Consider the following 24,140-nt stretch of genomic DNA (forward strand, 5'->3'; position numbering starts at 1 on the left):
ACGCTACTCCGGCACCCATTCGACGCCGCCGGAATGGGTCACCGCGCCCTCTTTGGCGGGACCGACGACCGCGGCGTATTTCTCGAAAAGGCCGCCGAGCCGGCGTGCGTCCGGCGCGACCCATGCCGCGCGGCGCGTTTCGAGCTCGGCCTCGTCGACGAGGAGATCGATGGTCTGCTTCGCTCCATCGATGCGGATCACGTCGCCATCCTTGACCAGCGCGATCGGTCCGCCGACGGCGGCTTCCGGCCCGGCATAGCCGATGCACATGCCGCGCGTCGCGCCCGAGAACCGCCCGTCGGTAATGAGCGCGACCTTCTCGCCCATGCCCTGCCCGTAGATCAGGGCGGTGACGCCCAGCATCTCGCGCATGCCCGGCCCGCCACGCGGACCTTCGTTGCGGATGATGATGACCGAGCCTTCCCTGTAGGACCGGTCGCGCACGACCTTCATGCAGTCTTCCTCGTTCTCGAAGACATGGGCCGGGCCTTCGAAGACGAGCGATTTCAGGCCCGCGACCTTCAACAGCGCGCCGTCCGGGCAGAGATTGCCGCGCAGGACGACCACGCCTCCGGTCGCCATGATCTCGCGGCCCTTCTCGCGCACGACCTCGCCGTCCGGCGCGCCGTAATCCTTCAGCGCCTCCTCCAGCGTCGTGCCCTCGATCGTCAGGCAGTCGCCGTGAAGATGTCCGCCATCGAGCAGCGCCTTCATGATGATCGGCACGCCGCCGATCTCGTAGACGTCCTTGGCGACGAAGCGACCGCCGGGCTTCAAATCAGCGATGAGCGGCGTGCGGGCGAAGACGTCCGCCACGTCGTCGAGGGTGAACCTGATGCCGGCCTCGTGGCCGATCGCCGGGATATGCAGACCGAGATTGGTCGAGCCGCCGGTGGCAGCGACGAGCGCGGCGGCGTTTTCGAGGCTCTTGCGGGTGACGAGATCGCGCGGCAGCGGCCCGTCGTTCGCCAGGACCTGCATGACCAGCCGGCCGACCCGCCGCGCGAGCGCATCGCGCTCCGAATAGACCGCCGGCACCATGGACGAGCCGAGCGGGGCGAAGCCCAGCACCTCGGAGACCATGCCCATCGTGTTCGCCGTGAACTGGCCGCCGCAGGCGCCGGCCGTCGGCAGGCATACCTGCTCCATCCGGTCGAGGTCTTCCTGCGTCCACGTCCCCGCCATCACGCCGCCGACCGCCTCGTAAGCGTCGAGCATGGTCACGTCGCGGCCCTTGAACCGCCCCGGCATCGCCGAACCGCCATAGAGGAACACGGAGGGAATGTTGAGCCGCGTCAGGCCCATGATGACGCCGGGCGAAGTCTTGTCGCAGCCACCGAAACCGACCAGCGCGTCGTAGCAATGGGCGCGCACCACGGCCTCGATGGAATCGGCAATGATCTCGCGCGAGATCAGCGAAAACTTCATGCCCTGGTGGTTCATCGAGAACCCGTCGGACACAGAGATCGTGTTGAACGCGATGGGCGTGCCCTGCGCCTCGCGCACGCCGGCCTTGGCCTGCTCCATCTGCCGCGCGATGGTGAGGTTGCAGGGCGTCACCTCCGACGACGGTCCGACGATACCGACGAAGGGCTGGGCGATGTCCTTGTCGTCATGCCCGAGGCCACGCATGAAGGCGCGATGCGGCGTGCGGTCGAGCCCTTCCATGGTGATACGCGAGCGCAGGCGTTTGGCCGGCTTCTGTCTGGAAGAGGTCTGGTCCATGAAATGCGTGGTCCGAATGTTTGATGCCTAAACTAGTTTGGTATCGAACCATTCCGCAGGGGGAGTGTCAAACGACCCCTGCGTGTGGCCGAACAGCTTTGCGCCCCTGCATCAGACGGAACGGCATGATCGCTCTCGCGTTGGCCGACCATGACCCAGGAACAGAACGCACAATCCATCAAGGACCATGAGAAGCTATCCGTCGAACCGATGGAACGGACGGCGCCGCCCGAGCCGGTCAGCGTTTTCGAGCCGAGTGGCCGGCCGGCGCCGATGGTTTTCGATGCGCCGCACAGCGGCAGGCACTATCCGGAGGATTTCGGGCATGTGGCGGATATCGAACTGCTCAAGGGCGGTGAAGACCGCTTCGTCGACGAACTCTTTGCCGACGCGCCCGATCATGGCGCAACCTATGTCGTCGCCAATTTCGCCCGCACCTATATTGATCCGAACCGGCGCCTGTCGGACATCGACACCGTGCTGCTCGACGGCGACTGGCACGAGACGCCCGAGCCGACGATCATGAGCGAGCGCGGCGTCGGGCTCGTCTTCCGGCTGATCGGCAACGGGACGTCGATCTATGACCGACGCCTGAGCGCGGCCGACATCACCAATCGGATCGAGAACTATTGGCGGCCTTATCACGAGTGTCTCGCCGCCATGATCGATCGGACGGTCGCGCGCTTCGGCGTCTGCTACCATCTCGACTGTCATTCGATGATGCCGGTCGGCAACGAATTGGCGCCGGACCCCGGACAGGACCGGGTGGACTTCGTCCTCGGCGATCTCGACGGCACGACCTGCGAGCCCGGTTTCACAAGGCTCGTCGCCGGGACGCTGGAAGCACTCGGCTATTCCGTCGCAGTCAACGCCCCCTATAAGGGCGCGCTGATCGTCGAGCGCTACGGCGCGCCGGACAAGGGCGTCCACAGCCTGCAGATCGAGATCAACCGCAAGCTCTACATGGACTTAGAGACGCTGGAACGCAGCGCCGGATTCGAGCCGCTGCGCGCCGATCTGGCGAAGCTTGCCGCGGCGGTCGCGGATTACTCCGCCGCCTCGGCCAGTTCCATCGGCACGTAGTTCAGGATCGGCGAGAGCCAGCGCTCGACTTCTTCGAGACGCATGTTCTTGCGCTGCGCATAATCGGCAGCCTGGTCCCGCTCGACCTTGGCGACGCCGAAATAGTAGCTGTCGGGGTGCGCGATGTAGAGGCCCGAGACGGATGAGCCGGGCCACATCGCATAGCTTTCCGTCAGCTTCACGCCGGCAGCGTTCTCCGCGTCGAGCAGGCGGAAAAGCGTCGCCTTCTCGGTGTGGTCCGGTTGGGCAGGATAGCCCGGCGCGGGGCGGATACCAGCATAGGCTTCAGCGACGAGTTCGTCGTTGCGGAAGTTCTCTCCCGGCGCATAGCCCCAGTAGTCCGTGCGCACCTTCTCGTGCATCCGCTCGGCGAAGGCCTCGGCGATACGGTCGGCGAGCGCTTTCACCATGATGGACGAGTAGTCGTCATTGGCGCGCTCGAACCGTTCTGCGATGGCGACCTCCTCGATGCCGGCCGTCACGACGAAACCGCCGACATAGTCCGGCTGGCCCTGCGGCGCGACGAAGTCGGAGAGCGCGACATTAGGACGTCCATCGCGCTTGGAGAGTTGCTGGCGCAGCGTGAAGAAGGTCGCGAGTTCTTCACTGCGCACGTCGTCCGTGAAGAGGCGGATGTCGTCGCCGACCTGATTGGCCGGCCAGAAGCCGATGACCGCGCGCGGGCGGAACCAGTTCTCGGCGATGATCTGCTTCAGCATCGCCTGCGCGTCCGCAAACAGGCTGCGCGCCGCCTCGCCCTGCTTTTCGTCGTCGAGGATCGCGGGATAACGGCCCTTCAGTTCCCAGGTCTGGAAGAAGGGCGTCCAGTCGATGTAGCGGGCGAGTTCTCCGACGTCCCAATTGTCGAAAATCTTTGTGCCGAGGAAAGACGGCTTGACCGCCTCATAAGCCGGCCAGTCGATCTTCACTGCATTGGCCCGGGCGGCCGCGATCGGGAGGCGCTGCTTTTCCAGTTCGCGGCGGGCATGGGCGTCCGCGACCTTGGCGTATTCGGTCTGCGTTTCGGCAACGAAATCGGGCTTCTGCCGGTCCGACAGGAGAGCCGACACGACGCCGACGGCGCGGCTGGCGTCAGTCACGTAGAACGCCTGTCCCCGGTCGTAGCGCGGGTGGATCTTGACGGCCGTATGAACCTTGCTCGTCGTCGCGCCACCGATCAGCAGCGGGATGTCGAAACCCTCGCGCTCCATCTCGCCGGCGACATGCACCATCTCGTCCAGCGAGGGCGTGATGAGGCCGGAGAGGCCGATGATGTCGACATTCCTTTCGCGCGCCGTCTGCAAAATCTTCGTCGCCGGCACCATGACGCCGAGGTCGATGACCTCGTAATTGTTGCAGGCGAGGACGACGCCGACGATGTTCTTGCCGATGTCGTGCACGTCACCCTTGACCGTCGCCATCAGGATCGTGCCGGCCGTCTTGCGGTCGCCGCCGCCATTGGCGAGCTTTTCGGCTTCCATGTAGGGCAGCAGAACGGCGACGGCCTGCTTCATGACGCGGGCGGACTTCACCACCTGCGGCAGGAACATCTTGCCGGCCCCGAAGAGGTCGCCGACGACGTTCATTCCGGCCATCAGCGGGCCTTCGATGACGTGCAGCGGCCGCTCCGCCGCCTGTCGCGCTTCCTCGGTATCGGCGTCGATATATTCGGTGATGCCGTTGACGAGCGCATGCTCCAGGCGCTTTTCGACCGGCCATTCCCGCCACGCCAGATCCTTCTCGCGCGCCTCGCGACCGCCCGCGCCCTTGTAGCGCTCGGCAAGGTCGAGCAGGCGTTCGGTGGCGTCATCGCGGCGGTTGAGGACAACATCCTCGCAGGCCTCGCGCAGTTCCGGGTCGATCGTCTCGTAGACGGCAAGCTGGCCCGCATTGACGATGCCCATGTCCATACCGGCCTGAATGGCATGGTAGAGGAAGACCGCATGCATCGCCTCGCGCACCGGCTCGTTGCCACGGAACGAGAAGGAGAGGTTCGAGACGCCGCCCGAAATGTGAATCCCGGGAAGGGTTTGGGTCAGTTCCCTGGCGGCCTGAATGAAGGCGTTGCCGTAGTCATTGTGCTCCTCGATGCCGGTCGCGACGGCAAAGATGTTGGGGTCGAAGATGATGTCCTCGCCCGCAAATTCGGCCTGTTCGGTCAGGAGCTTGTAGGCGCGGGTGCAAATCTCGACCTTGCGCTCGCGGCTGTCGGCCTGGCCCTGCTCGTCGAAGGCCATGACGACGACGGCGGCGCCATAGGCGCGGCACAGACGCGCTTGCTCGAGGAAGGCCGCCTCGCCCTCCTTCATCGAAATCGAGTTCACGACGGCCTTGCCCTGAACGCATTTCAGGCCCGCCTCGATGATCTCCCATTTGGAACTGTCGATCATCACCGGCACGCGGGCAATGTCGGGCTCGGCAGCGATGAGGTTAAGGAAGTCGACCATCGCCGCCTTCGAATCGATCAGGCCCTCGTCCATGTTGACGTCGATGATCTGCGCACCGTTCTCGACCTGGTCGCGGGCGATGTCGAGCGCGGTCGCGAAGTCGCCATTGGTGATCAGCTTGCGGAATTTAGCCGAGCCGGTGACGTTGGTGCGCTCGCCGACATTGACGAAGGGGATGTCGTCGGTGAGCACGAAGGGCTCGAGGCCCGAAAGCCGCATCAGCGGCGCCTTTTCCGGGATTTCGCGCGGCGGGTATTTTGCGACCTCGGCCGCGATCGCCGCGATGTGCTCGGGAGTCGAGCCGCAGCAGCCGCCGACGATGTTGACCAGCCCCTCCTTCGCGAACCGGCCGATCTGCGCCGCCATCTGTTCCGGCGTCTCGTCATACTGGCCGAATTCGTTCGGCAGGCCCGCATTCGGGTAGGCGCAAACGAGCGTATCTGCCGCGCCGGAAATTTCGGCCAGATGCGCGCGCATCTGGTCGGCGCCGAGCGCGCAGTTGAGGCCGATGGAGAACGGATCGGCATGGCGTACCGAATGCCAGAAAGCCGTCGGCGTCTGGCCGGACAGCGTGCGGCCGGAAAGGTCGGTGATCGTGCCGGAGATCATGACCGGCAGGTCGACGCCCTTCTCCGCGAAGATTTCGCGGCAGGCGAAGATGGCCGCCTTGGCGTTGAGCGTGTCGAAGATCGTCTCGATCAGGATCAGGTCCGAACCGCCGTCGATCAGGCCGCGCAACTGCTCGCCATAGGCGATGCGCAGATCGTCGAAGGTGACTGCGCGGTAGCCGGGATTGTTGACGTCGGGCGAGATCGACGCCGTGCGGTTGGTGGGTCCCAGAGCGCCCGCGACGAAGCGGCACTTGCCGTCCTTCTGCTCGGCGCGGATCGCGGCGCGTTTGGCGAGGCGGGCGCCGTCGCGGTTGAGGTCGTAGACCTCGCCTTCCATGCCGTAATCGGCCTGCGCGATCGAGGTCGAGGAGAAGGTGTTCGTCTCCAGAATGTCCGCGCCGGCGATGGCGTAGCGGTAGTGGATGTCCTCGATCGCGGCAGGCTGGGTCAGCGTCAGGAGATCGTTGTTGCCCTGCTGGTGGCACTCGCAGCCGCCAAAGCGTTGCCCGCGAAAATGATCCTCGTCGAAGCCGAGCCCCTGAATCTGCGTTCCCATCGCGCCGTCGAGAATGAGGATACGCTCGGACGCAGCCTTGCGAAGCAGTTCGGCGACGTCCTCCCCTTCGCGGATCGGTCCGAAGAGATCGTCCAGATTGGCGGCGGTCATCCTGCTCTCCTTCATCAGCAGTCGATTGCTCACATAAAGATATGTTTATGTCAATATTATCGAGGACGTCTTGAATTAATTGAACGTTCGTTTTATTAAAGCGACCGGAGGATTTATGGCCCGCACCATCGGATCGGACGGAGAGCGCACGGAAGCCGCATTGCGCGATGCGGCGCTGCGGCTCATCGCGCGCCACGGCTACGAGGCCGTGTCGATGCGCAGGCTCGCCGACGAGGTGGGCGTGCAGGCGGCCGCGCTCTATCGCTACTTCCCAACCAAGGAAGACCTGCTGTTCACATTGATGCGCGAGCACATGGAAGAATTGGTCGCGAGCTGGGCCGAGCTCTCCGATGCCGAAGCCGATCCGCGCGACCAGCTTTCCGCTTTCGTGCGCAACCACATCGCCTTTCATCTGGCGCGGCGCAGCTCGACCCATGTGAACAATCTGGAGCTTCGCAGCCTTGCACCGGAGCGCCTGCGCCGGATCGTCGCCCTGCGCGAGGCTTATGAGAAAGAGCTGCGCGCCATCCTGCAACGCGGCGCCGACGCGCGCGTTTTCGATGTCGAGGACGCCGCGCTCGTCGCCATCGCGATCATTCAGATGATCACCGGCGTCATCGTCTGGTTCCGCCCCGACGAGCGGCTGAGCATCGACGACGTGACCGAACGCTATCTGACCATGACCCTGCGCCTCGCCGGCGCCAACAAGACCTGACCAGGGAGACCAGCATGTACGACCAGACGATGAAGTTCGGCCATGGCGAGGACATCGACGCGCTGCGCGAGACCGTGCGGCGCTTTGCGCAGGACCGGATCGCGCCGATCGCCTCCGAGATCGACTCGTCGAACGAATTCCCGAACCATCTGTGGCAGGAGATGGGCGCGCTCGGCCTTCTCGGCATCACCGCCGATCCCGACTTCGGCGGCTCCGGAATGGGCTATCTCGCCCATGTCGTGGCGCTCGAGGAAATCAGCCGCGCGTCGGCTTCCGTTGGCCTTTCGTACGGAGCGCACTCGAACCTGTGCGTCAACCAGATCAATCGCTGGGGCAACGCTGAACAGAAGGCGAAGTACCTGCCCGCGCTCTGCTCGGGCGAAGCGGTGGGCGCGCTTGCCATGTCGGAATCCGGCTCCGGCTCGGACGTCGTCTCGATGCGGCTGCGTGCCGAAAAGCGCAACGATCGCTATGTGTTGAACGGCACCAAGATGTGGATCACCAACGGCCCCGACGCCAACACCATGGTCATCTACGCCAAGACCGATCCGGAGCGCCACTCGCGCGGCATCACGGCCTTCATCGTCGAACGCGAATTCCAGGGCTTTTCGGTCGCGCAGAAGCTCGACAAGCTGGGCATGCGCGGCTCCAACACCGGTGAGCTCGTGTTCGAGAATGTCGAGGTGCCGTTCGAAAACGTGCTCGGCGAGGAAGGTCGCGGCGTCGAGGTGCTGATGTCCGGCCTCGACTATGAGCGCGCCGTGCTCGCCGGCGGGCCGCTTGGCCTGATGGCCGCCTGCATGGACGTCGCCGTTCCATACGTTCACGAACGCAAGCAGTTCGGCCAGCCGATCGGCGAATTCCAGCTCGTCCAGGCCAAGCTTGCCGACATGTACGCGAACATGAACGCCGCCCGCGCTTACGTTTACGCCGTTGCACAAGCCTGCGACCGGGGTGAGGTCACCCGCAAGGACGCCGCAGGCTGTGTGCTGTTTGCGGCCGAAAAGGCGACGCAGTCCGCGCTCGACGCGCTGCAACTCCTTGGCGGCAATGGCTACATCAACGAATACCCGACCGGCCGCCTGCTGCGTGACGCCAAGCTCTACGAGATCGGTGCCGGCACCAGCGAAATCCGCCGCTGGCTGATCGGCCGCGAGATCGTCGGCGACAGCAACTGACGCGATCGCATCGACGCGATTGGCCGAAGCTGCGATAGTCGCGCGGCTTCGGCTGATTTGCCCGATCAGCCTTTTCTTCGAACGACAGAGACGGACATGCCCGCCATCCAATCCCAGATCTCGACCTCCTCCGACGCCTTCAAGGCCAATGAAGCGACGATGCGCGGGCTGGTCGACCAGATGCGCGAAAAGGCCGAGACGGTTTGCGCCGGCGGTCCGCAGGAAGCGCGCGAGCGTCACGTCTCGCGCGGCAAGCTCCTCCCCCGCGACCGGCTGGCGCAGCTTCTCGACACCGGCGCGCCCTTCCTCGAGATCGGACAGTTCGCGGCAAGCGACATGTATGGCGGCGAGATCGCGTCAGCCGGCCTGATCGCCGGCATCGGCCGCGTCGAGGGACGTGAGGTGATGGTGGTCGTCAACGATGCCACGGTGAAGGGTGGCACCTATTATCCGCTGACGGTGAAAAAGCATCTTAGGGCGCAGGAGATCGCGCTCGAGAACAATCTGCCCTGCATCTATCTCGTCGATTCAGGCGGCGCGAACCTGCCGAACCAGGACGAGGTCTTCCCCGACCGCGATCATTTCGGCCGCATCTTTTACAATCAGGCGAACATGTCGGCCGCCGGCATTCCGCAGATCTCCTGCGTCATGGGTTCGTGCACGGCGGGCGGCGCCTATGTGCCGGCGATGTCGGACGAGACCGTCATGGTAAAGAAGCAGGCGACGATCTTCCTCGGCGGCCCGCCGCTGGTGAAGGCGGCGACCGGCGAAGTCGTCTCGGCCGAAGACCTTGGCGGCGCCGATCTCCACACCCGCGAATCCGGCGTGGCCGACCACTACGCCGTCGACGACGAGCATGCCCTGGCCATCGTTCGCAGGATCGTTCGAAACCTCAATCGCAAGAAGCACTTGGCGCTGGATATTCGGGAGCCGATTCCGCCCGTTCACGCACCGGAAGAGATTTACGGCATCATCCCGCAGGACACGCGCCAGCCCTACGACGTGCGCGAAGTGATCGCCCGCGTGGTCGATGGTTCCGAGTTCGACGAGTTCAAGGCGAACTACGGCACGACGCTGATCACCGGTTTTGCGCATCTCTATGGGATGCCGGTCGGCATCATCGCCAACAATGGCGTTCTCTTCTCCGAAAGCGCGGTCAAGGGCGCGCATTTCATCGAGTTGTGCTGCCAGCGGAAGATCCCGCTGATCTTCCTGCAAAACATCACCGGCTTCATGGTCGGGCGCAAATATGAGGCCGGCGGCATCGCCAAGGACGGCGCCAAGCTTGTGACGGCGGTTGCGACCGCCAAGGTTCCGAAGGTGACGATGATCATCGGCGGCTCGTTCGGCGCGGGCAATTACGGCATGTGCGGCCGCGCCTATTCGCCCCGCTTCCTTTGGATGTGGCCGAACGCCCGCATTTCCGTCATGGGCGGCGAACAGGCGGCCACCGTGCTTTCCATCGTCAAGCGCGAGGGTATCGAGCGACGCGGCGGTTCATGGAGCGCGGAAGAGGAAGCGGCGTTCAAGAAACCCATCCTCGACAAGTTCGAGCATGAAGGCCACCCGCTCTATTCCTCGGCCCGTATGTGGGACGACGGCATCATCGACCCGGCGAAGACGCGCGAGGTTCTGGCGCTGTCGCTGTCGGCCGCGCTGAACGCGCCGATTCCCGAGACGAAATTCGGCGTTTTCCGGATGTAATCGGTTCATTTCGTGGGAACCTGACACGCATTCGCACGTTCAGCCCTCGCGTGCCCTCCATCCGGAGCGCAGGCCGGCCATCATTTGACGGCCGCAGGGGAGCCGACGCATCCACGTGGGCTTGAATTCTCATTGCTCACCGGGGCCGGCAATGTACCGCATCATTCTATCCGCAATCATCCTCCTGATCGGCGTTGCGCTTGCCGGCCAGGGCGCCTGGCTCGCATCGCTCGGCGGCTCGTGGTTCTACGTCGTCATGGGTGTCGGCCTGATCATTTCGGCAGGCCTCCTGTGGGACCGTCGTCCGTCCGGCCTTACCGTCTATGCGCTGACGTTGCTCGTCACGCTTGTCTGGGCGATCTGGGAATCGGGCTTCGACTGGTGGGCGCTTTCGGCGCGTGGCAGCCTCATCGTCGCGCTCGGCATCCTGCTTCTTCTGCCGCCGATGATCCGCGCGATGCACCAGCCGGGCCAGCCCAAGGCGGTCTACGGTCCCAACAGCGCGACGCTCGCCGGTGCGATTCTGGTCAGCGGCCTCATCGCCGCCTTCGCGATCTGGCAGGAGCCGCGCGATATCGCGCGCGGGACGTTCCCGGCAGAACAGATGGCGGGCCTCGCGACGTATGAGAGCACCGTCGACGAGGGCGAGTGGGTCGCCTATGGCCGCACGGCCGCGGGCCAGCGCTATTCCCCGCTCGCCGACATCACCCCGGACAATGTGGCCGATCTCGAAGTCGCCTGGACCTATCGGACCGGCGAAGAGCGCAGCTCCGACGATCCGCAGGAAACGACCTATCAGGTCACGCCGCTCGTCATCCAGGACATGATGTATGTGTGCACGCCGTTCGGCACGGTGATCGCGCTCGATCCGGTGACCGGTCAGGAGCGCTGGCGCTTTGACCCGGACCTTCAGCAGCCGCCGACGCCGACGACGCAGCACATGACCTGTCGCGGCGTTTCCTATTTCGACGGAGCCGCGAACCCGCCCGCTGTGGCTGAGCAGCAGCAGGCGCCGGCAGAAGCCCAGCCGGCCGCCCCGGCAGAAGGCGAAGCCGCCACTCCAGACGACGAAACGGAAGCCGCCGAGACCGAATCCGGCGACGCACCGGTCGAACAGGCAGAACAGACTGAGGAAACCGGTCCTCGCGAGGACCTGACCAACGAGCAGCGTCTCGCATTGAGCGTCGAATCCGTCACGCTGCAGGCTGCCGGGGTCTACCAGAACGTCGTGACCGGACAGGCCGAGCCCGACGCGCAAAATCCTCTCGTGCCGCGCAGCGACAGCGACGGCTACATCAATGAGGAAGAGGCGTGCCAGCGCCGCCTGTTCGCGCCGACCTCCGATGGCCGGCTGATCTCGATCAGCGCCGAGACAGGCGAAATCTGCGCCGGCTTCGGCGGCGAGGACGGTACGATCAATCTTTGGCACAACATGCCGAACATCACGCCAGGCTCGGTCTACACGACCTCGCCGCCGGTCGTCACCGCGTCGGTCGTGATCGTCGGTGGCGCCGTCAACGACAATGATTCCACGACATCTCCATCGGGCGTCATCCGTGGCTACGACGTGTGGACCGGCGAACTCCTCTGGAACTTCGACAGCAAGAACCCCGAGGCGACCCAGCCGATCGCCGAGGGCGAGACCTATCAGAACAACTCGCCCAACATGTGGAGCGTGGCGAGCTACGATCCCGACCTCGACCTCGTCTATCTGCCGATGGGCAACGAATCGCCCGACCAGTATGGCGGCGAGCGCGGCGAGAACACCGAGCGTTTCGCCTCGTCCGTGACGGCGCTCAACGCCTCCACAGGCGAAGTCGCATGGGTGTTCCAGACCGTCCATCACGACCTCTGGGACTACGACGTGCCCGCGCAGCCCGCGCTGATCGATCTGACGATCGACGGTGACACGGTGCCCTCGCTCGTCGTTCCGACCAAGCAGGGCGACGTCTTCGTCCTCAATCGCGAAACCGGCGAGCCGGTTCATCCGGTCGAGGAAGTCGCCGCGCCGCAAGGTGCCGTCGAGGGAGACTGGACGGCGCCGACGCAACCGGCCTCGGCGGTGAGCTTTCGTCCCGAGGCGCTGCGCGAGCGCGACATGTGGGGGCTGACGCCGATCGATCAGGCCGCCTGCCGCATCGCCTTTCGCCAGATGCGCTATGAGGGCGCATATACGCCGCCATCGGAACAGGGCACGATCGTCTATCCGGGCAATTTCGGCACCTTCAACTGGGGTTCGGTCGCCGTCGATCCCGAGCGGCAGATCATGTTCGGCATGCCGGTCTATCTCGCCTTCACGTCCAAGATGATCCCCCGCGAGGATCAGGAAACGCGCGTCGTCACCAGCGAAGGCGATCCGGTCTTCAACGAGAATTTCGGCGCGCCGTACGCGGTCGAGATGGGGCCGTTCCTGTCGCCGATCGGCACACCCTGCCAGGAGCCGTCTTGGGGCTACATCGCCGCCGTCGACCTGACGACGGGCGAGACGATCTACCAGCGGGTGAACGGCACGGTGCGTGATCTTTCGCCGATCCCGCTGCCGATCAAGATGGGCGTGCCGGGCATTGGCGGGCCGATCGTCACCAAGGGCGGCGTCGCGTTTCTGTCGGGCACGCTCGACTATTTCGTGCGTGCATACGACTTGCAGACCGGCGAGGAAATCTGGCAGGACCGCCTGCCGGCCGGCGGACAGGCAACGCCTTCGACCTATCGCGGCGCGGACGGCAACCAGTATCTCGTCGTCGTCGCGGGAGGGCACGGCTCGACCGGAACGCGCGCCGGTGACCACATCATCGCATACCGGCTGGGCGCGGCTTCACCCTCGCAATGAGGTGACGCCCCATCACCGGGCGGCTATAAGGCGGCGAAGCACGAGACGCTTCGCCGCCTTTTCGTTTCCGGAGGACCCATGTTCAAGAAAATCCTGATCGCCAATCGCGGTGAAATCGCCTCTCGCGTCATCAAGACGGCGCGGCGCATGGGGATCGCGACCGTGGCCGTCTATTCCGACGCCGACCGCAACGCGATGCACGTCGCGCTCGCCGACGAGGCGGTGCATATCGGCGCGTCTCCGGTCGGCGAGAGCTATCTCAAGGGCGAGCGCATCATCGAGGCCGCAAAGGCGACCGGCGCGCAGGCGATCCATCCGGGCTACGGCTTCCTCTCCGAAAATCCCGGTTTCGTCGACCAGGTCGTGGCGGCCGGTCTCGTCTTCATCGGTCCCTCCTCCGCCTCGATCCGCGCCATGGGCCTCAAGGATGCCGCCAAACGGCTGATGGAAAAGGCCGGCGTTCCGGTGGTGCCCGGCTATCACGGCGAAGCGCAGGAACTGGTGGTTCTTTCCTCGAAGGCGAAGGAGATCGGCTTTCCCGTCCTCATCAAGGCGCGGGCCGGCGGCGGCGGCAAGGGCATGCGCCTCGTCGAGGATCAGGACGCGTTTCCCGAGGCGCTCGCCGCCGCGCGACGCGAAGCCAAGGCCTCGTTCGGCGACGACCGGGTCCTGGTCGAGAAATACGTCTCCAAGCCGCGCCACATCGAGGTGCAGGTCTTCGGCGACAATCACGGCAATGTCGTCCACCTCTACGAGCGCGACTGCTCGGCGCAGCGTCGCCACCAGAAGGTGATCGAGGAGGCCCCCGCCCCCGGCATGGACCAGGCGATGCGCGCGGCGATGACGTCCGCTGCCGTCAAGGCCGCGCAGGCGATCCGCTATTCGGGCGCAGGCACGATCGAGTTCATCGTCGATGCGTCGGACGGGCTCCGCCCGGACCGCTTCTGGTTCATGGAAATGAACACGCGGCTTCAGGTCGAGCATCCGGTGACCGAGATGATCACCGGCGTCGATCTCGTCGAATGGCAATTGCGGGTCGCGGCGGGCGAAGCGATCCCGTTGCGACAAGAGGGGATCGGCATCGACGGACATGCCGTCGAAGCGCGTCTTTACGCGGAAGATGCCGCCCGCGACTTCCTGCCGGCGATCGGCACGCTCCATCATCTGCGGTTCCCCGACGCGCTTCAGTCCGGCGCCGAATTGCGTATCGATACCGGCGTGCGCTCCGGCGACACCATCTCTCCCTTCTACGATCCGATGATCGCCAAGGTCATCGTCCACGCGGACGACCGCTCGGCGGCGCTTTCGGGACTGGTCGAGGCTCTCGATGCGACGCAGGTGGCCGGTTCGACGGTCAATGCGCGCTTCCTGTCGGCCCTCGCCTCGGACGCCGATTTTGCATCCGGCAATGTCGATACGGGCCTGATCGCACGCAAGCAGCCCGAACTCACCCGTCCCGGCAAGGCGACGTCGCGTGCTGCTGCCATCGCCGCACTCGCCGCCGCCGGTTCCTCGTCGCCGCGCGATGGCGATCCGTGGTCCGACCTTGTCGGATACGGGCATTTCGGCGGTCTGGCGAAATCGGTTGTGCTCGCGGCCGGGGAAAACAAGCGGACCGGACGGGTGCGACCGCGCCCCGACGGGCGATACGAGACCGAAATCGACGGCGAGACCTTTGTGCTTTCCGAAGCCGATCGGGGCAAGGCGGCTTCGTGGAAGGGCCATGTCACGGTCTTCGACGAGACCGGCAGCCATGATTTCACGCTCGACGACCCGTTCGCGCGGGCCGAGGAAGCGTCGGGCGGCGGCGATGCGCTGCGCGCGCCGATGCCCGGCCTCGTCAAGATGGTGCGCGTACAGCCCGGCGACGCGGTCCAGAAAGGTCAGGCGCTGCTGGTGCTCGAAGCGATGAAGATGGAGCACACGATCGCCGCGCCGCATGACGGCACGATCGCCGACATCGTCACTGAAGGCGCTCAGGTGACGGACGGTACGGTGCTGGTGCGGTTCGAGGAAGCACCCGCGCCCGCCATGGCCGGCTGACGCGAAATCGTGATCGCAGGCTGTCGCTAGTCAAGGAACAGCCGGAATCGCCAGCCGTTGGGAATGGCAACCCCAACGGAGGATTCCATGCGTTCACTGCTCCTCACCCTTTCCGCGATCGCTCTTTCGAGTTCGGTCGCCTTCGCGCAGACGCCCCCTGCCCCGCCGCCACCCGGCAGCGACGCGCCGACAGCCGAACAGCCCGCAGCGCCGCCACCCCCGCCGCCGAACCCCGAGGTCGATGACGAACTGGTCGACGGCCCCGAAGGTGGTGCGGCGATGCACGAACGGCGCGGCGGTCCGGACCGGATGGGACGTCATGGCGGTCCGCGCCATCACATGCGCGGCGACGGCCCGCGCCACCATGGCGGACGCGGCATGCGGCGCGCACAGGGGCCGGAGTTCAAGGTCGAGATCGACGACGATGGCGGGGTCAAGGTCGAGGTCAAATGCGGCCCGCGCGAGGACGCCCGAGCCTGCGCCGACATCACGATGGAACTGCTCGACCGCGCCTATTCCGATTGACGGGAGGCTGTATGGCTTCGGTGTGATCGCTTGAGCGATCCCCTTTCGGGACAGAACTCGGCAGGACAGAGGGGGGCGCGAAGAATCTCAACGCAGACATACGGATAGCCAATCAGAGGCATCTCAACGCAAACAAAAGGGCCGCTTCCCAATGGAGGCGGCCCTTCGTCGTTGTCTGCGCTTTCCCTGTATCGCCCGGCGGGTCTTCCCGCTCTGTTGCCGGTCGTCCGGTAATTCCGATCAGTGCGTCGTCATCCATTCGCGCGCTTCGCGCAGCGCCTTGGCGATGTCGGTCTTGGTCATGGCGGAAGACAGTTCCTGGCGAAGCTGCACCGCGCGGTCGCTGCCCTTGATGGCTGCGATGTTGAACCATTTGTGGGCGGCGACGACATCGACGTCGCAGTCGCGGCCGGTGGCGTACATCATGCCCAGTTCGAAGAGAATGTCGGCCTGTGCAGTGGAGCCGATGCCGGCTTCGATCATTTCGTAGCGTGCCATTTCAAGTCCCCTGTTACATCCCGAGAGCCGGATATTTCCGTGCGTCCCTTGTTGCTGTGTGATGGGGAAAGAATGCCCGGCAGGCTTGAATCCGCCGTAAAAAGGCGTGCTTAACGAGGTTCAAACAAAGCTCAAATTTTCAGTAAACCGCCCAATTCGTTAAGCATGGAAAGCCCGCAATTGCGCGGCCGTTTAGAGAACTTCAAGACAATTGCCACATTTGCCGTTTACCCGGCGCTAACCTTGAATCCCGCCTTTTCCGATCGGCCTGGCAAGAAAGTCGTCCCCAACGCCGAAAACCGACGTTGGATTCTGCTTCGCCGGCCACTTCCCAACCGCGTGAAACTCGATTACGTTTACGTTTGCGTAAGCTTTCGGCACGCTGCGCGTTTTGGGAGGAAGTTGATGAAGGTTCAGTTCTGGGCAGCCTTGGCTGCTTGCGCTCTCGTTTCGGCACCCGCATTCGCGGCCGAGCCGATCGAGGGCATGTGGGTACGCGGCAACGGTACGCTGATCGAGTTCGCGCCCTGCTCCGGCGGGTTCTGCGGCACCGTGCGGTCCGGCCAGTATAACGGCCAGCCGATCGGCACGATGGCCGGCTCGGGCGCCAACTACAAGGGCACGGTCAACGTGCTCGACGAAGGCAAGACCTATAACGGCAAGGCTTCCGTCAACGGAAATACGATGAAGATGAGCGGCTGCGTCATGGGGGGCCTGATCTGCCGCGGCGAAGATCTGACCCGTCAGTAAGCTTTCTGCGACGCAAGAAGCCGCTGCCGCCACGCGCCGCAGCGGCTTTTCTCGTTCTATCGTGCCTCGTGCTCGGTCAGAAACGCGTCCACCTCGCGCATCAGCACGGTCCATGCCGGCTCGTGGCCGAGGACGATGTGGCTGCGGCTTTCGAGCGGCACGAACCGCGCGCCGGGGATGCCGATCGCCAGTTCACGGCCCTGTTCGAGCGTGATGCGCTGGTCGTGCTGGGCGTGGAGCACGAGCGCGGGCGCGCGGACATCTCCCAGCATGTTGCGCACGTCGATATCGCCGAATGCGTGCTGGAACCGGACGGCGTTTTCGGGCGATGTCGTCTGACGCTGGAACTCGTCGAACCATGCCAGTTCCTCCGGATTGCCGTCCGGCATGAAGGTCTGCGAGAAGATGTGGCGGTAGGCGGCGTTGTTGGTGCCCCAGCCAAGCCGGGTCAGCGTCATCACCGCCTCGCGCCGCTCTCGCTCCTCTGACGAAGCGCCGATGCGCCAGCCGGCCGCGTAGCCGCCGATCAGCACCAGCGCGGTGACGCGCTCGGGATGACGCACCGCATAGGCAATGGAAACCGCACAGCCCTGCGACATGCCGATCAGCGGAAAGCTCTCCAGCCCGATCGCGTCGACGACTGTCTCCAGATCGCTGACGAAGGCCTCGAAGCCGATATCGGCCACGTCCCAGTCCGACAGCCCGTTGCCGCGTTCATCATAGCGGATGAAGGTGCGATGGTCGGACAAGGCCTGGAAGGTTTTCGACCAGATGGGGCTTTGCCAGTCGAGTTCGAGATGGTTGAGCCAGTTCGCGGCCTTCACCACCGCCGGCCCGGCCCCGACCGAAGCATAGGCGAGGCGCACGCCGTCCGAGGATTCGCAAAAGCGGATCGTCTGCTGACGCAGCATCTTTCCGACCTTGATCGCCTCGCTGGAGGCCGGGGGCTCGGCCAGAAGGTCCGGCCCGGGCGGCAATCCCGCTTCGAGACGAGCGCGCCGAAAGCGCGCGGCGACAAGATCGCCTTCCTCCGGTCGGCCAATCTTCTTCAGCGTCCGGGCCAGGATGCCGGCAGCCTCCGGCGAGAGCGGATCGGAGGCGTGCCAGTCCCGCACCCAGCGCACCGCTTCCTGGTCGCTCGTCTCCTTGTGGAGCGTGATGCGTTGAAGCACCGCCAGGCGCAGCCGCAACGCCTCCTCGCGCTCGCCCGCCAGCCAGCGCTGATAGCCGTCGCAATTGGGCAGGTCGAGGCCTTCCAGAAGCGGCTGCGCAAGGGCGTCAGCCATTTCGTGCAGGCGGGCGAGTGGAACCTGGTCGAGACTTGCATCTACGAGGCGGCGCGCTTTCCGGAAATCGATCGTATCGTCGTCGACCTCGAGCGATATCCGCTCCCTGTCCGCCAGGAGGCGGGCGCCGTCCTGACCATTGATCACGCCGCGAATCTTGCTCAACGACCAGCGCAGCGAGCCACGCGGGTCGTCCGGCAGGTCCCAGAACAATTCGCAGAGGCGTTCGCGCCGGTGCGGGCGGCCGGTGAGCGCGAGATAGGCCCGCAGAGCACGCGTCTTGCGCGAGGCAGGAAGGGAATGGGTGAGCGAGCCGCTGGCGACCCGCAATTCGCCGAGTACGGCGATGCTGAGTGGGGATGACATGGAACCGGTCCCACGGTTCGGACGATGCCCGCGCCAGGGACCAGTTTACCACTCTCGAACGGGTCCGTCTAACAATGCGCCGCCAGCAATCTGCCGGCGGCGCTCGCCCCCTCGTCATTTATTGCCCGCGAAGGTCGTCGAGGCGGACATTCGCGGCGTAGTTTCCGAACGGATGGTCGTCGAAGGACCACTGCCCATCGTCGATGCTGCCGGTCGTCAGCGGCGACATCGCGAAAGTGCGTTCCTCGGCTGCCATCGACGGTTCTTCCTGCGCGGCGAAGGCCGGCGCCATCGACTGGTAGCCGTTTTCGCTCAACAGGACTCCGTTGTCGTCCCACACCAGGATCGGGGGCGATTCCTGCGCCCACCCGGTGGAGGTCATCAGCGCGGCCGCGACCGCAAACGTGCTCAGCATGACATGTGTCGTTTTCATTGGATGAATCCCATCTTTTTTGGTTTGACCCGCTGCGGCTGTTCTCGCTGCTTGACGGGCGGTTTGGACAATCCGGAAATCACGTCCGTCTGATCGTCATGAACCGTTCTAGAGACGCCGCGATTGAACGAGCGTTTGAAGCTGCGTTGGAATTGCCGTGGAATCGGCACCGATTTTCGCCATTACGAATTTTCAATCTAGATGAAGCGCGGATGAACGGCCCTCTCAGGCCAAGTTCAGCGCCTGCCCGCCATGATCCAGCCAACATTCGACAAGGCAACGCTCGAGCGAGGGATCGAAGATGTTGGCGCGCAGGTTTTCCATCGTCTGCATGATGATGATGTTCTTCGGAATGGGCCTTTCCATTCTCGTTGCCGAAGCCAGCCGGCCCGCCCGCGTGCTCGATCTGAAATCGCCGACCAACTGCCTTTTCGACCGCGCGCCGTCCTGCGGCGACGTCCAATCGAGATAGACGAGGAGAATGCCTATGTCGCGCGACCGCATCACGATCCGAAACGGCTTCAAGATGGCGTCGCGCGTCCTCCTCGTCATTGCGGCCCTTTCGACACCGCTCGGCTATGCAACGCAGGGGTCGGCATCGGGGCCCGCCTTCATCGAAGACACGTCCAGCCAGGGCGGCGGCGTCGGTTTCGTGCTACTGATGAGCCTGCAGCGAACCGGCTGAGACGAAAAGTCGTTGCATGGAGCCATGCGAGCGTCTCGCAACCGACATCACGACCCCCTATAATGGGTCATGGAAAAGAGAATCTACCCCGCCGCCATCGAGCACGTATCGAGCCCCCCGCCCTTCCAGCCGAAAAGCTTCATGGATGCCCGCGAGGCGATCGAAGCGCTGAAAGCGCTTTACGAGCGCAACACGCAGTTCCTGCGCGACAGCTTCGCAAGCCTCGCCGAGGGCGAGATCGAGCATAAGCGGTTCCGTGCCTATTACCCGGAAGTCGGCGTCACCACCTCCTCCTTCAGCCTCGTCGACAGCCGCCTTGCCTATGGCCACATGCCGCAGCCGGGCCATTACACCACGACGATCACGCGGCCGGACCTCTTCGACAGCTACCTGCTGGACCAGTTGACGCTCCTGATGCGCAATCACGGCGTGCCGATCACGGTGTCCGAATCCGAGACGCCGATCCCATTGCATTTCGCCTTTCTCGAAGGCACCTATGTCGAGGCATCGGTCGCCGACCGGATCAAGCGCCCGCTGCGCGATCTGTTCGACGTGCCGGACCTGAACGCCACCGACGACCACATCGCCAACGGCACCTACGAGCCGCTGGCCGGCGACCCGATGCCGCTGGCGCCGTTCACCGCGCAGCGCATCGACTATTCGCTGCACCGGATGACGCACTACACCGCGACCAGCCCGCAATATTTCCAGAACTATGTGCTCTTCACCAACTACCAGTTCTACATCGACGAGTTCTGCGTCCATGCCCGCAACCTGATGGCCGATGGCGGCGGCGGCTATACGAGCTTCGTCGAGCCGGGCAACGTCGTCACCAAGGCCGGCGAGACCATGCCGCATGACGGTGCGAGCCCGACACGCATGCCGCAGATGCCGGCTTATCACCTGACCCGCGAAGGCCATGGCGGCATCACGATGGTCAATATCGGCGTCGGCCCGTCCAACGCCAAGACGATCACCGACCACATCGCGGTTCTGCGGCCCCATGCCTGGCTGATGCTCGGCCATTGCGCGGGCCTTCGCAACACGCAGGCGCTGGGGGACTACGTCCTCGCCCACGCCTATGTGCGCGAGGATCACGTGCTCGACGACGACCTTCCCGTCTGGGTGCCGATCCCGGCGCTTGCCGAAATCCAGGTCGCGCTGCAGGAAGCCGTTGCGGAAGTGACCGGGCTGTCCGGCTATGAGCTGAAGCGCATCATGCGCACCGGCACCGTCGCCACGATCGACAACCGCAACTGGGAACTGCGCGAACAGCGCGGTCCGGTGCAGCGCCTGTCGCAAAGCCGCGCCATCGCGCTCGACATGGAATCGGCGACGATCGCGGCGAACGGCTTCCGCTTCCGCGTGCCCTACGGGACGCTGCTGTGCGTCTCCGACAAGCCGCTGCATGGTGAACTGAAGCTGCCCGGCATGGCGACCGATTTCTACAAGCGCCAGGTCGCCCAGCATCTGACGATCGGCATCCGGGCACTCGAAAAGCTCGCCGAGATGGCACCGGAAAAGCTTCATTCGCGCAAGCTGCGCAGTTTTTCCGAGACGGCGTTCCAGTAGGAAGGACATGCGGATCGACTGGTCGCTTCTTCTCAGGCTCGTCGCGCTCGGCAGCGTCCTCGGCATTGCGGGGGCGCTGATCTTCGGCTTTCTGGGACGCCTTCATCCGGCGTTCGATTCCTTCTCGCATTTCCGCATTCACCTTGCGGCCTTGCTGATCATGGGAATCCTGCCGCTGACCGCCCTGCGTTACTGGCCGGAAGCGGCTTTCGCGTTGCTGCTCGGCATTGGCGCGATCTGGACGACGCTCGGCGGCTTTTCGGACGCATCGGCACGCAAGGCGGGACTGGTCGCCGATCTCGACTCAGCGTCGATGCCCGTCTTCCGGCTGATGCATCTCAACCTTCGCTATGACAATGACAGGCCCGAGCTCGTGCTTTCCGCGATCGGGGAGCACCGGCCCGATATCGTGACGCTCACCGAGGTCTCGGACCTTTGGGCCGAGCGTTTGTCGGTTCTCGACGCCACCTATCCCCACCGCATCGTCTGCCCGCCGCCGACGCATATCGGCGGCGTGGCCATCCTGTCGCGCCGGCCATTCGTCTCCAACCCGGCCGACGCCTGCGGCGATCGCGGGTCGTTCGCCAATGTCGAGGTCGATTTCGCGGGGCGGCGCGCAAGCGTCGTCGCGATGCATCTCGGCTGGCCGTGGCCGTTCGGCCAGTCCTGGCACCTGTCGCGCATCGAGGACGATCTGCCGAACCTTGCCGACAGCGCGATCCTCGCCGGCGACTTCAACGCCGTGCCGTGGAGCCAGACTGTGCGCCGCACCGCCGAACTCGGCGGGCTTCACATCGTGCGCGGCATCGGCCCCACCTATCTCGACCGGCGATTGCCGGATGCCTTGCGGCCCTGGATCGGGCTCCCGATCGACCAGATCATGGCCAAGGGCGGCGTGGTCGTCGGTAAGGCGCAAGCGCTGCCGGCGGTCGGATCGGATCACCTACCGGTGCTGGTGGAGTTTTCCATCCTGTCGCAGGAGCCGGAGGCGGAGGTGTTGCAGGCATGGCGGTGAATGGTGAATGGTGAATGGTGAATGGTGAATGGTGAATGTAGTCGTTTCGGCTACTCGGCAACGTCAAGGCCAAAAGCCGATCAACTCCCATTCACTATTCACCATTCACCATTCACTCCCTGCTCACATATTCGGATAGACCGGCCCCTCACCGCCCTGCGGGGGCACCCAGTTGATGTTCTGGTTGGGGTCCTTGATGTCGCAGGTCTTGCAGTGGACGCAGTTCTGCGCGTTGATGACGAAGCGCGCGTCGGGCTCCGAATGCGAGACTTCACCGCCCTTGGTCGGCGAGGCCGGGCCGCCGGTCAGGCCGTTGCCGTCCGCGTCGACCCATTCATAGACACCGGCCGGGCAGTAGCGCGTCGAGGGGCCGGAAAAGACCATGTATTCCGAACGCTTCTGCAGTTCCGGGTCCTTCACCTGGAGGTGGATCGGCTGGCTTTCCTCGTGGTTGGTGTTCGACAGGAACACCGAGGACAGGCGGTCGAAGGTGAGGACGCCGTCGGGCTTGGGATAGGCGATCGGCGTGTGCTTGTCGGCCGGCTCCAGCGCCGCATAGTCCGGCTTGCCGTGCGACTGCGTGCCGAAGAAGGAGAAGCCGAAGAGCTGGTTCGTCCACATGTCGAGCCCGCCGAGGCCGACGCCGATCCAGGTGCCGAACTTCGACCAGAGCGGCTTGACGTTGCGCACCCGTTTCAGATCCTTGCCGATGTCGCTACCACGCCATTCGGCCTCGTAGGCAGCGATCTCGTCATGGGAGCGGCCGCCGGCAAGCGCCTCCGCGACCTTTTCGGCCGCGAGCATGCCCGACAGAACCGCATTGTGCGAACCCTTGATGCGCGGCACGTTGACGAAGCCGGCCGAGCAGCCGATCAGCGCGCCGCCCGGGAAGGTCAGCTTCGGCACCGACTGGTAGCCACCCTCGGTGATCGCGCGCGCGCCGTAGGAGACGCGCTTGGCGCCGTCGAACGTGTCGCGGATCGCCGGATGCGTCTTGAAGCGCTGGAATTCCTCGAAGGGCGAGAGATACGGGTTCTTGTAGTTCAGGTGAACCACGAAGCCGACTGCGACCTGGTTGTCCTCGAGGTGATAAAGGAACGAGCCGCCGCCCGTCTTCGAGTTCAGCGGCCAGCCGAAGGAGTGCTGGACGAGGCCGGGCTTGTGCTTTTCCGGCGCAACCTGCCAGAGTTCCTTCAGGCCGATGCCGAATTTCTGCGGCTGCGCGTCCTTCGAAAGCTCGAATTTCTCGATCAGCTTCTTGGCCAGCGAACCGCGCACGCCCTCGCCGATCAGAACGTATTTGCCGAGGAGCGCCATGCCGGGCGCGTAGGACGGGCCATGCGTGCCGTCACGCTCGACGCCCATGTCGCCGGTGAGGACGCCGGTGACGGCGCCTTCGTCATTGTAGATGAGGTCGGCAGCGGCGAAGCCCGGATAGATTTCGACACCCAGCGCCTCGGCGTGGCCGGCGAGCCAGCGGCAGACATTGCCGAGCGAGACCGCGTAGTTGCCGTGATTGTTCATCAGGGGCGGCATCAGGAAATTCGGGATGCGGATCGAACCTGCCGGGCCGAGCAGGAGGAACTGGTCGTCCGTCACCGGCGTCTTGAACGGATGATCGCTTTCCGCACGCCATTCGGGCAGGAGCCTGTCGATGCCGATCGGGTCGACCACGGCGCCCGAGAGGATATGCGCGCCGACCTCGGCGCCCTTCTCCAGGACGACGACGGAAAGATCGGGATTGAGCTGCTTCAAGCGGATCGAAGCGGCGAGACCGGCGGGGCCGGCGCCCACGATCACGACGTCGAATTCCATGCTCTCGCGTTCAACTTCACTCATGTCGATCTCCCACCCGCTTGTCCGTCGGTTGCGTCGTCCGCGACGCTGCCTGATGTCATAATGCGTGCTTATCGCATCGGTTTCCTAAGCGAAACCATAACTCACGCCATGCGACAGGCCGTAGCGCGCAATCTATATTCCGTTGACGTAAACGTCAAATAATCGCGC

At 64.6% G+C, this 24,140-nt stretch carries 18 protein-coding genes; 11 read left to right on the top strand and 7 right to left on the bottom strand.

What is annotated here, in order from left to right:
• Window positions 1-3: 3 nt before the first annotated feature.
• Complete coding sequence (gene ilvD / locus ALII_RS0105880) at window positions 4-1,725, bottom strand: dihydroxy-acid dehydratase (RefSeq protein WP_081718906.1); 1,722 nt, start codon at window positions 1,723-1,725, stop codon at window positions 4-6.
• A gap of 150 nt (window positions 1,726-1,875) precedes the next feature.
• On the opposite strand from ilvD, the gene ALII_RS0105885 reads away from it, so the two are divergent.
• Window positions 1,876-2,808 (top strand): N-formylglutamate amidohydrolase, encoded by a 933-nt coding sequence (locus ALII_RS0105885; protein ID WP_024586397.1) that lies wholly within the window; start codon window positions 1,876-1,878, stop codon window positions 2,806-2,808.
• Here the strand turns inward: ALII_RS0105885 and metH are convergent.
• Window positions 2,772-6,533 (bottom strand): methionine synthase, encoded by a 3,762-nt coding sequence (gene metH / locus ALII_RS0105890; RefSeq protein ID WP_024586398.1) that lies wholly within the window; start codon window positions 6,531-6,533, stop codon window positions 2,772-2,774. The two genes, ALII_RS0105885 and metH, sit on opposite strands and share 37 nt — an antisense overlap.
• 115 nt (window positions 6,534-6,648) lie before the next feature.
• Between metH and ALII_RS0105895 the strand changes: the two genes are divergently transcribed.
• From ALII_RS0105895 to ALII_RS0105920, 6 genes are all read left to right on the top strand, one after another.
• The gene (locus tag ALII_RS0105895; RefSeq protein WP_024586399.1) at window positions 6,649-7,248 is read left to right on the top strand and encodes a TetR/AcrR family transcriptional regulator; all 600 of its coding nucleotides are present in this window, start codon (window positions 6,649-6,651) and stop codon (window positions 7,246-7,248) included.
• A gap of 14 nt (window positions 7,249-7,262) precedes the next feature.
• Complete coding sequence (locus ALII_RS0105900; RefSeq protein WP_024586400.1) at window positions 7,263-8,426, top strand: isovaleryl-CoA dehydrogenase; 1,164 nt, start codon at window positions 7,263-7,265, stop codon at window positions 8,424-8,426.
• Window positions 8,427-8,522: 96 nt separating this feature from the next.
• Window positions 8,523-10,130 carry a carboxyl transferase domain-containing protein gene (locus ALII_RS0105905; RefSeq protein WP_024586401.1) on the top strand — a complete coding sequence of 536 codons (1,608 nt, stop codon included), beginning with the start codon at window positions 8,523-8,525 and terminating at the stop codon, window positions 10,128-10,130.
• 151 nt (window positions 10,131-10,281) lie between these two features.
• Window positions 10,282-12,960: a PQQ-binding-like beta-propeller repeat protein gene (locus ALII_RS0105910; protein ID WP_024586402.1), complete on the top strand. Its 2,679-nt coding sequence runs from the start codon at window positions 10,282-10,284 to the stop codon at window positions 12,958-12,960.
• 78 nt (window positions 12,961-13,038) lie between these two features.
• Window positions 13,039-15,003 carry an acetyl/propionyl/methylcrotonyl-CoA carboxylase subunit alpha gene (locus ALII_RS0105915; protein WP_024586403.1) on the top strand — a complete coding sequence of 655 codons (1,965 nt, stop codon included), beginning with the start codon at window positions 13,039-13,041 and terminating at the stop codon, window positions 15,001-15,003.
• Window positions 15,004-15,090: 87 nt separating this feature from the next.
• Complete coding sequence (locus tag ALII_RS0105920) at window positions 15,091-15,528, top strand: hypothetical protein (RefSeq protein ID WP_024586404.1); 438 nt, start codon at window positions 15,091-15,093, stop codon at window positions 15,526-15,528.
• Between the two features lie 240 nt (window positions 15,529-15,768).
• On the opposite strand, the gene ALII_RS0105925 is transcribed toward ALII_RS0105920, so the two are convergent.
• Window positions 15,769-16,026, bottom strand: a complete 258-nt coding sequence (locus ALII_RS0105925) for a sel1 repeat family protein (RefSeq protein WP_024586405.1) — start codon at window positions 16,024-16,026, stop codon at window positions 15,769-15,771.
• A gap of 405 nt (window positions 16,027-16,431) precedes the next feature.
• Between ALII_RS0105925 and ALII_RS0105930 the strand changes: the two genes are divergently transcribed.
• A complete protein-coding gene (locus tag ALII_RS0105930) occupies window positions 16,432-16,776 on the top strand; it encodes a DUF2147 domain-containing protein (RefSeq protein ID WP_024586406.1) in 345 nt (114 codons plus the stop codon).
• Window positions 16,777-16,832: 56 nt separating this feature from the next.
• On the opposite strand, the gene ALII_RS21050 is transcribed toward ALII_RS0105930, so the two are convergent.
• From ALII_RS21050 to ALII_RS22650, 3 genes are all read right to left on the bottom strand, one after another.
• Window positions 16,833-18,428 carry an alpha/beta hydrolase gene (locus tag ALII_RS21050; RefSeq protein WP_024586407.1) on the bottom strand — a complete coding sequence of 532 codons (1,596 nt, stop codon included), beginning with the start codon at window positions 18,426-18,428 and terminating at the stop codon, window positions 16,833-16,835.
• Window positions 18,429-18,546: 118 nt separating this feature from the next.
• Entirely contained in the window at window positions 18,547-18,861 is a 315-nt protein-coding gene (locus ALII_RS0105940) for a hypothetical protein (RefSeq protein ID WP_024586408.1), read from the bottom strand.
• A 225-nt stretch (window positions 18,862-19,086) separates the two neighbouring features.
• Complete coding sequence (locus tag ALII_RS22650; protein ID WP_161632240.1) at window positions 19,087-19,227, bottom strand: hypothetical protein; 141 nt, start codon at window positions 19,225-19,227, stop codon at window positions 19,087-19,089.
• A gap of 121 nt (window positions 19,228-19,348) precedes the next feature.
• Here ALII_RS22650 and ALII_RS0105950 point away from each other — a divergent pair, with 121 nt between their 5' ends.
• The 3 genes from ALII_RS0105950 to ALII_RS0105960 all read left to right on the top strand — a co-directional run bounded on the left by ALII_RS0105950 (window position 19,349) and on the right by ALII_RS0105960 (window position 22,133).
• Window positions 19,349-19,546, top strand: coding sequence for a hypothetical protein (locus ALII_RS0105950; protein WP_024586410.1), 198 nt, complete (start codon window positions 19,349-19,351; stop codon window positions 19,544-19,546).
• A gap of 69 nt (window positions 19,547-19,615) precedes the next feature.
• Window positions 19,616-21,118, top strand: coding sequence for an AMP nucleosidase (locus ALII_RS0105955; RefSeq protein ID WP_024586411.1), 1,503 nt, complete (start codon window positions 19,616-19,618; stop codon window positions 21,116-21,118).
• 7 nt (window positions 21,119-21,125) lie between these two features.
• On the top strand, window positions 21,126-22,133 hold the full coding sequence (locus tag ALII_RS0105960) for an endonuclease/exonuclease/phosphatase family protein (protein ID WP_024586412.1): 1,008 nt from the start codon (window positions 21,126-21,128) through the stop codon (window positions 22,131-22,133).
• Between the two features lie 123 nt (window positions 22,134-22,256).
• Here ALII_RS0105960 and ALII_RS0105965 read toward each other — a convergent pair whose 3' ends face one another.
• On the bottom strand, window positions 22,257-23,972 hold the full coding sequence (locus ALII_RS0105965) for an electron transfer flavoprotein-ubiquinone oxidoreductase (protein WP_024586413.1): 1,716 nt from the start codon (window positions 23,970-23,972) through the stop codon (window positions 22,257-22,259).
• Between the last annotated feature and the right edge of the window lie 168 nt (window positions 23,973-24,140).

This window comes from Aliihoeflea sp. 2WW, assembly GCF_000497755.1.
Classification (GTDB): domain Bacteria; phylum Pseudomonadota; class Alphaproteobacteria; order Rhizobiales; family Rhizobiaceae; genus Aliihoeflea.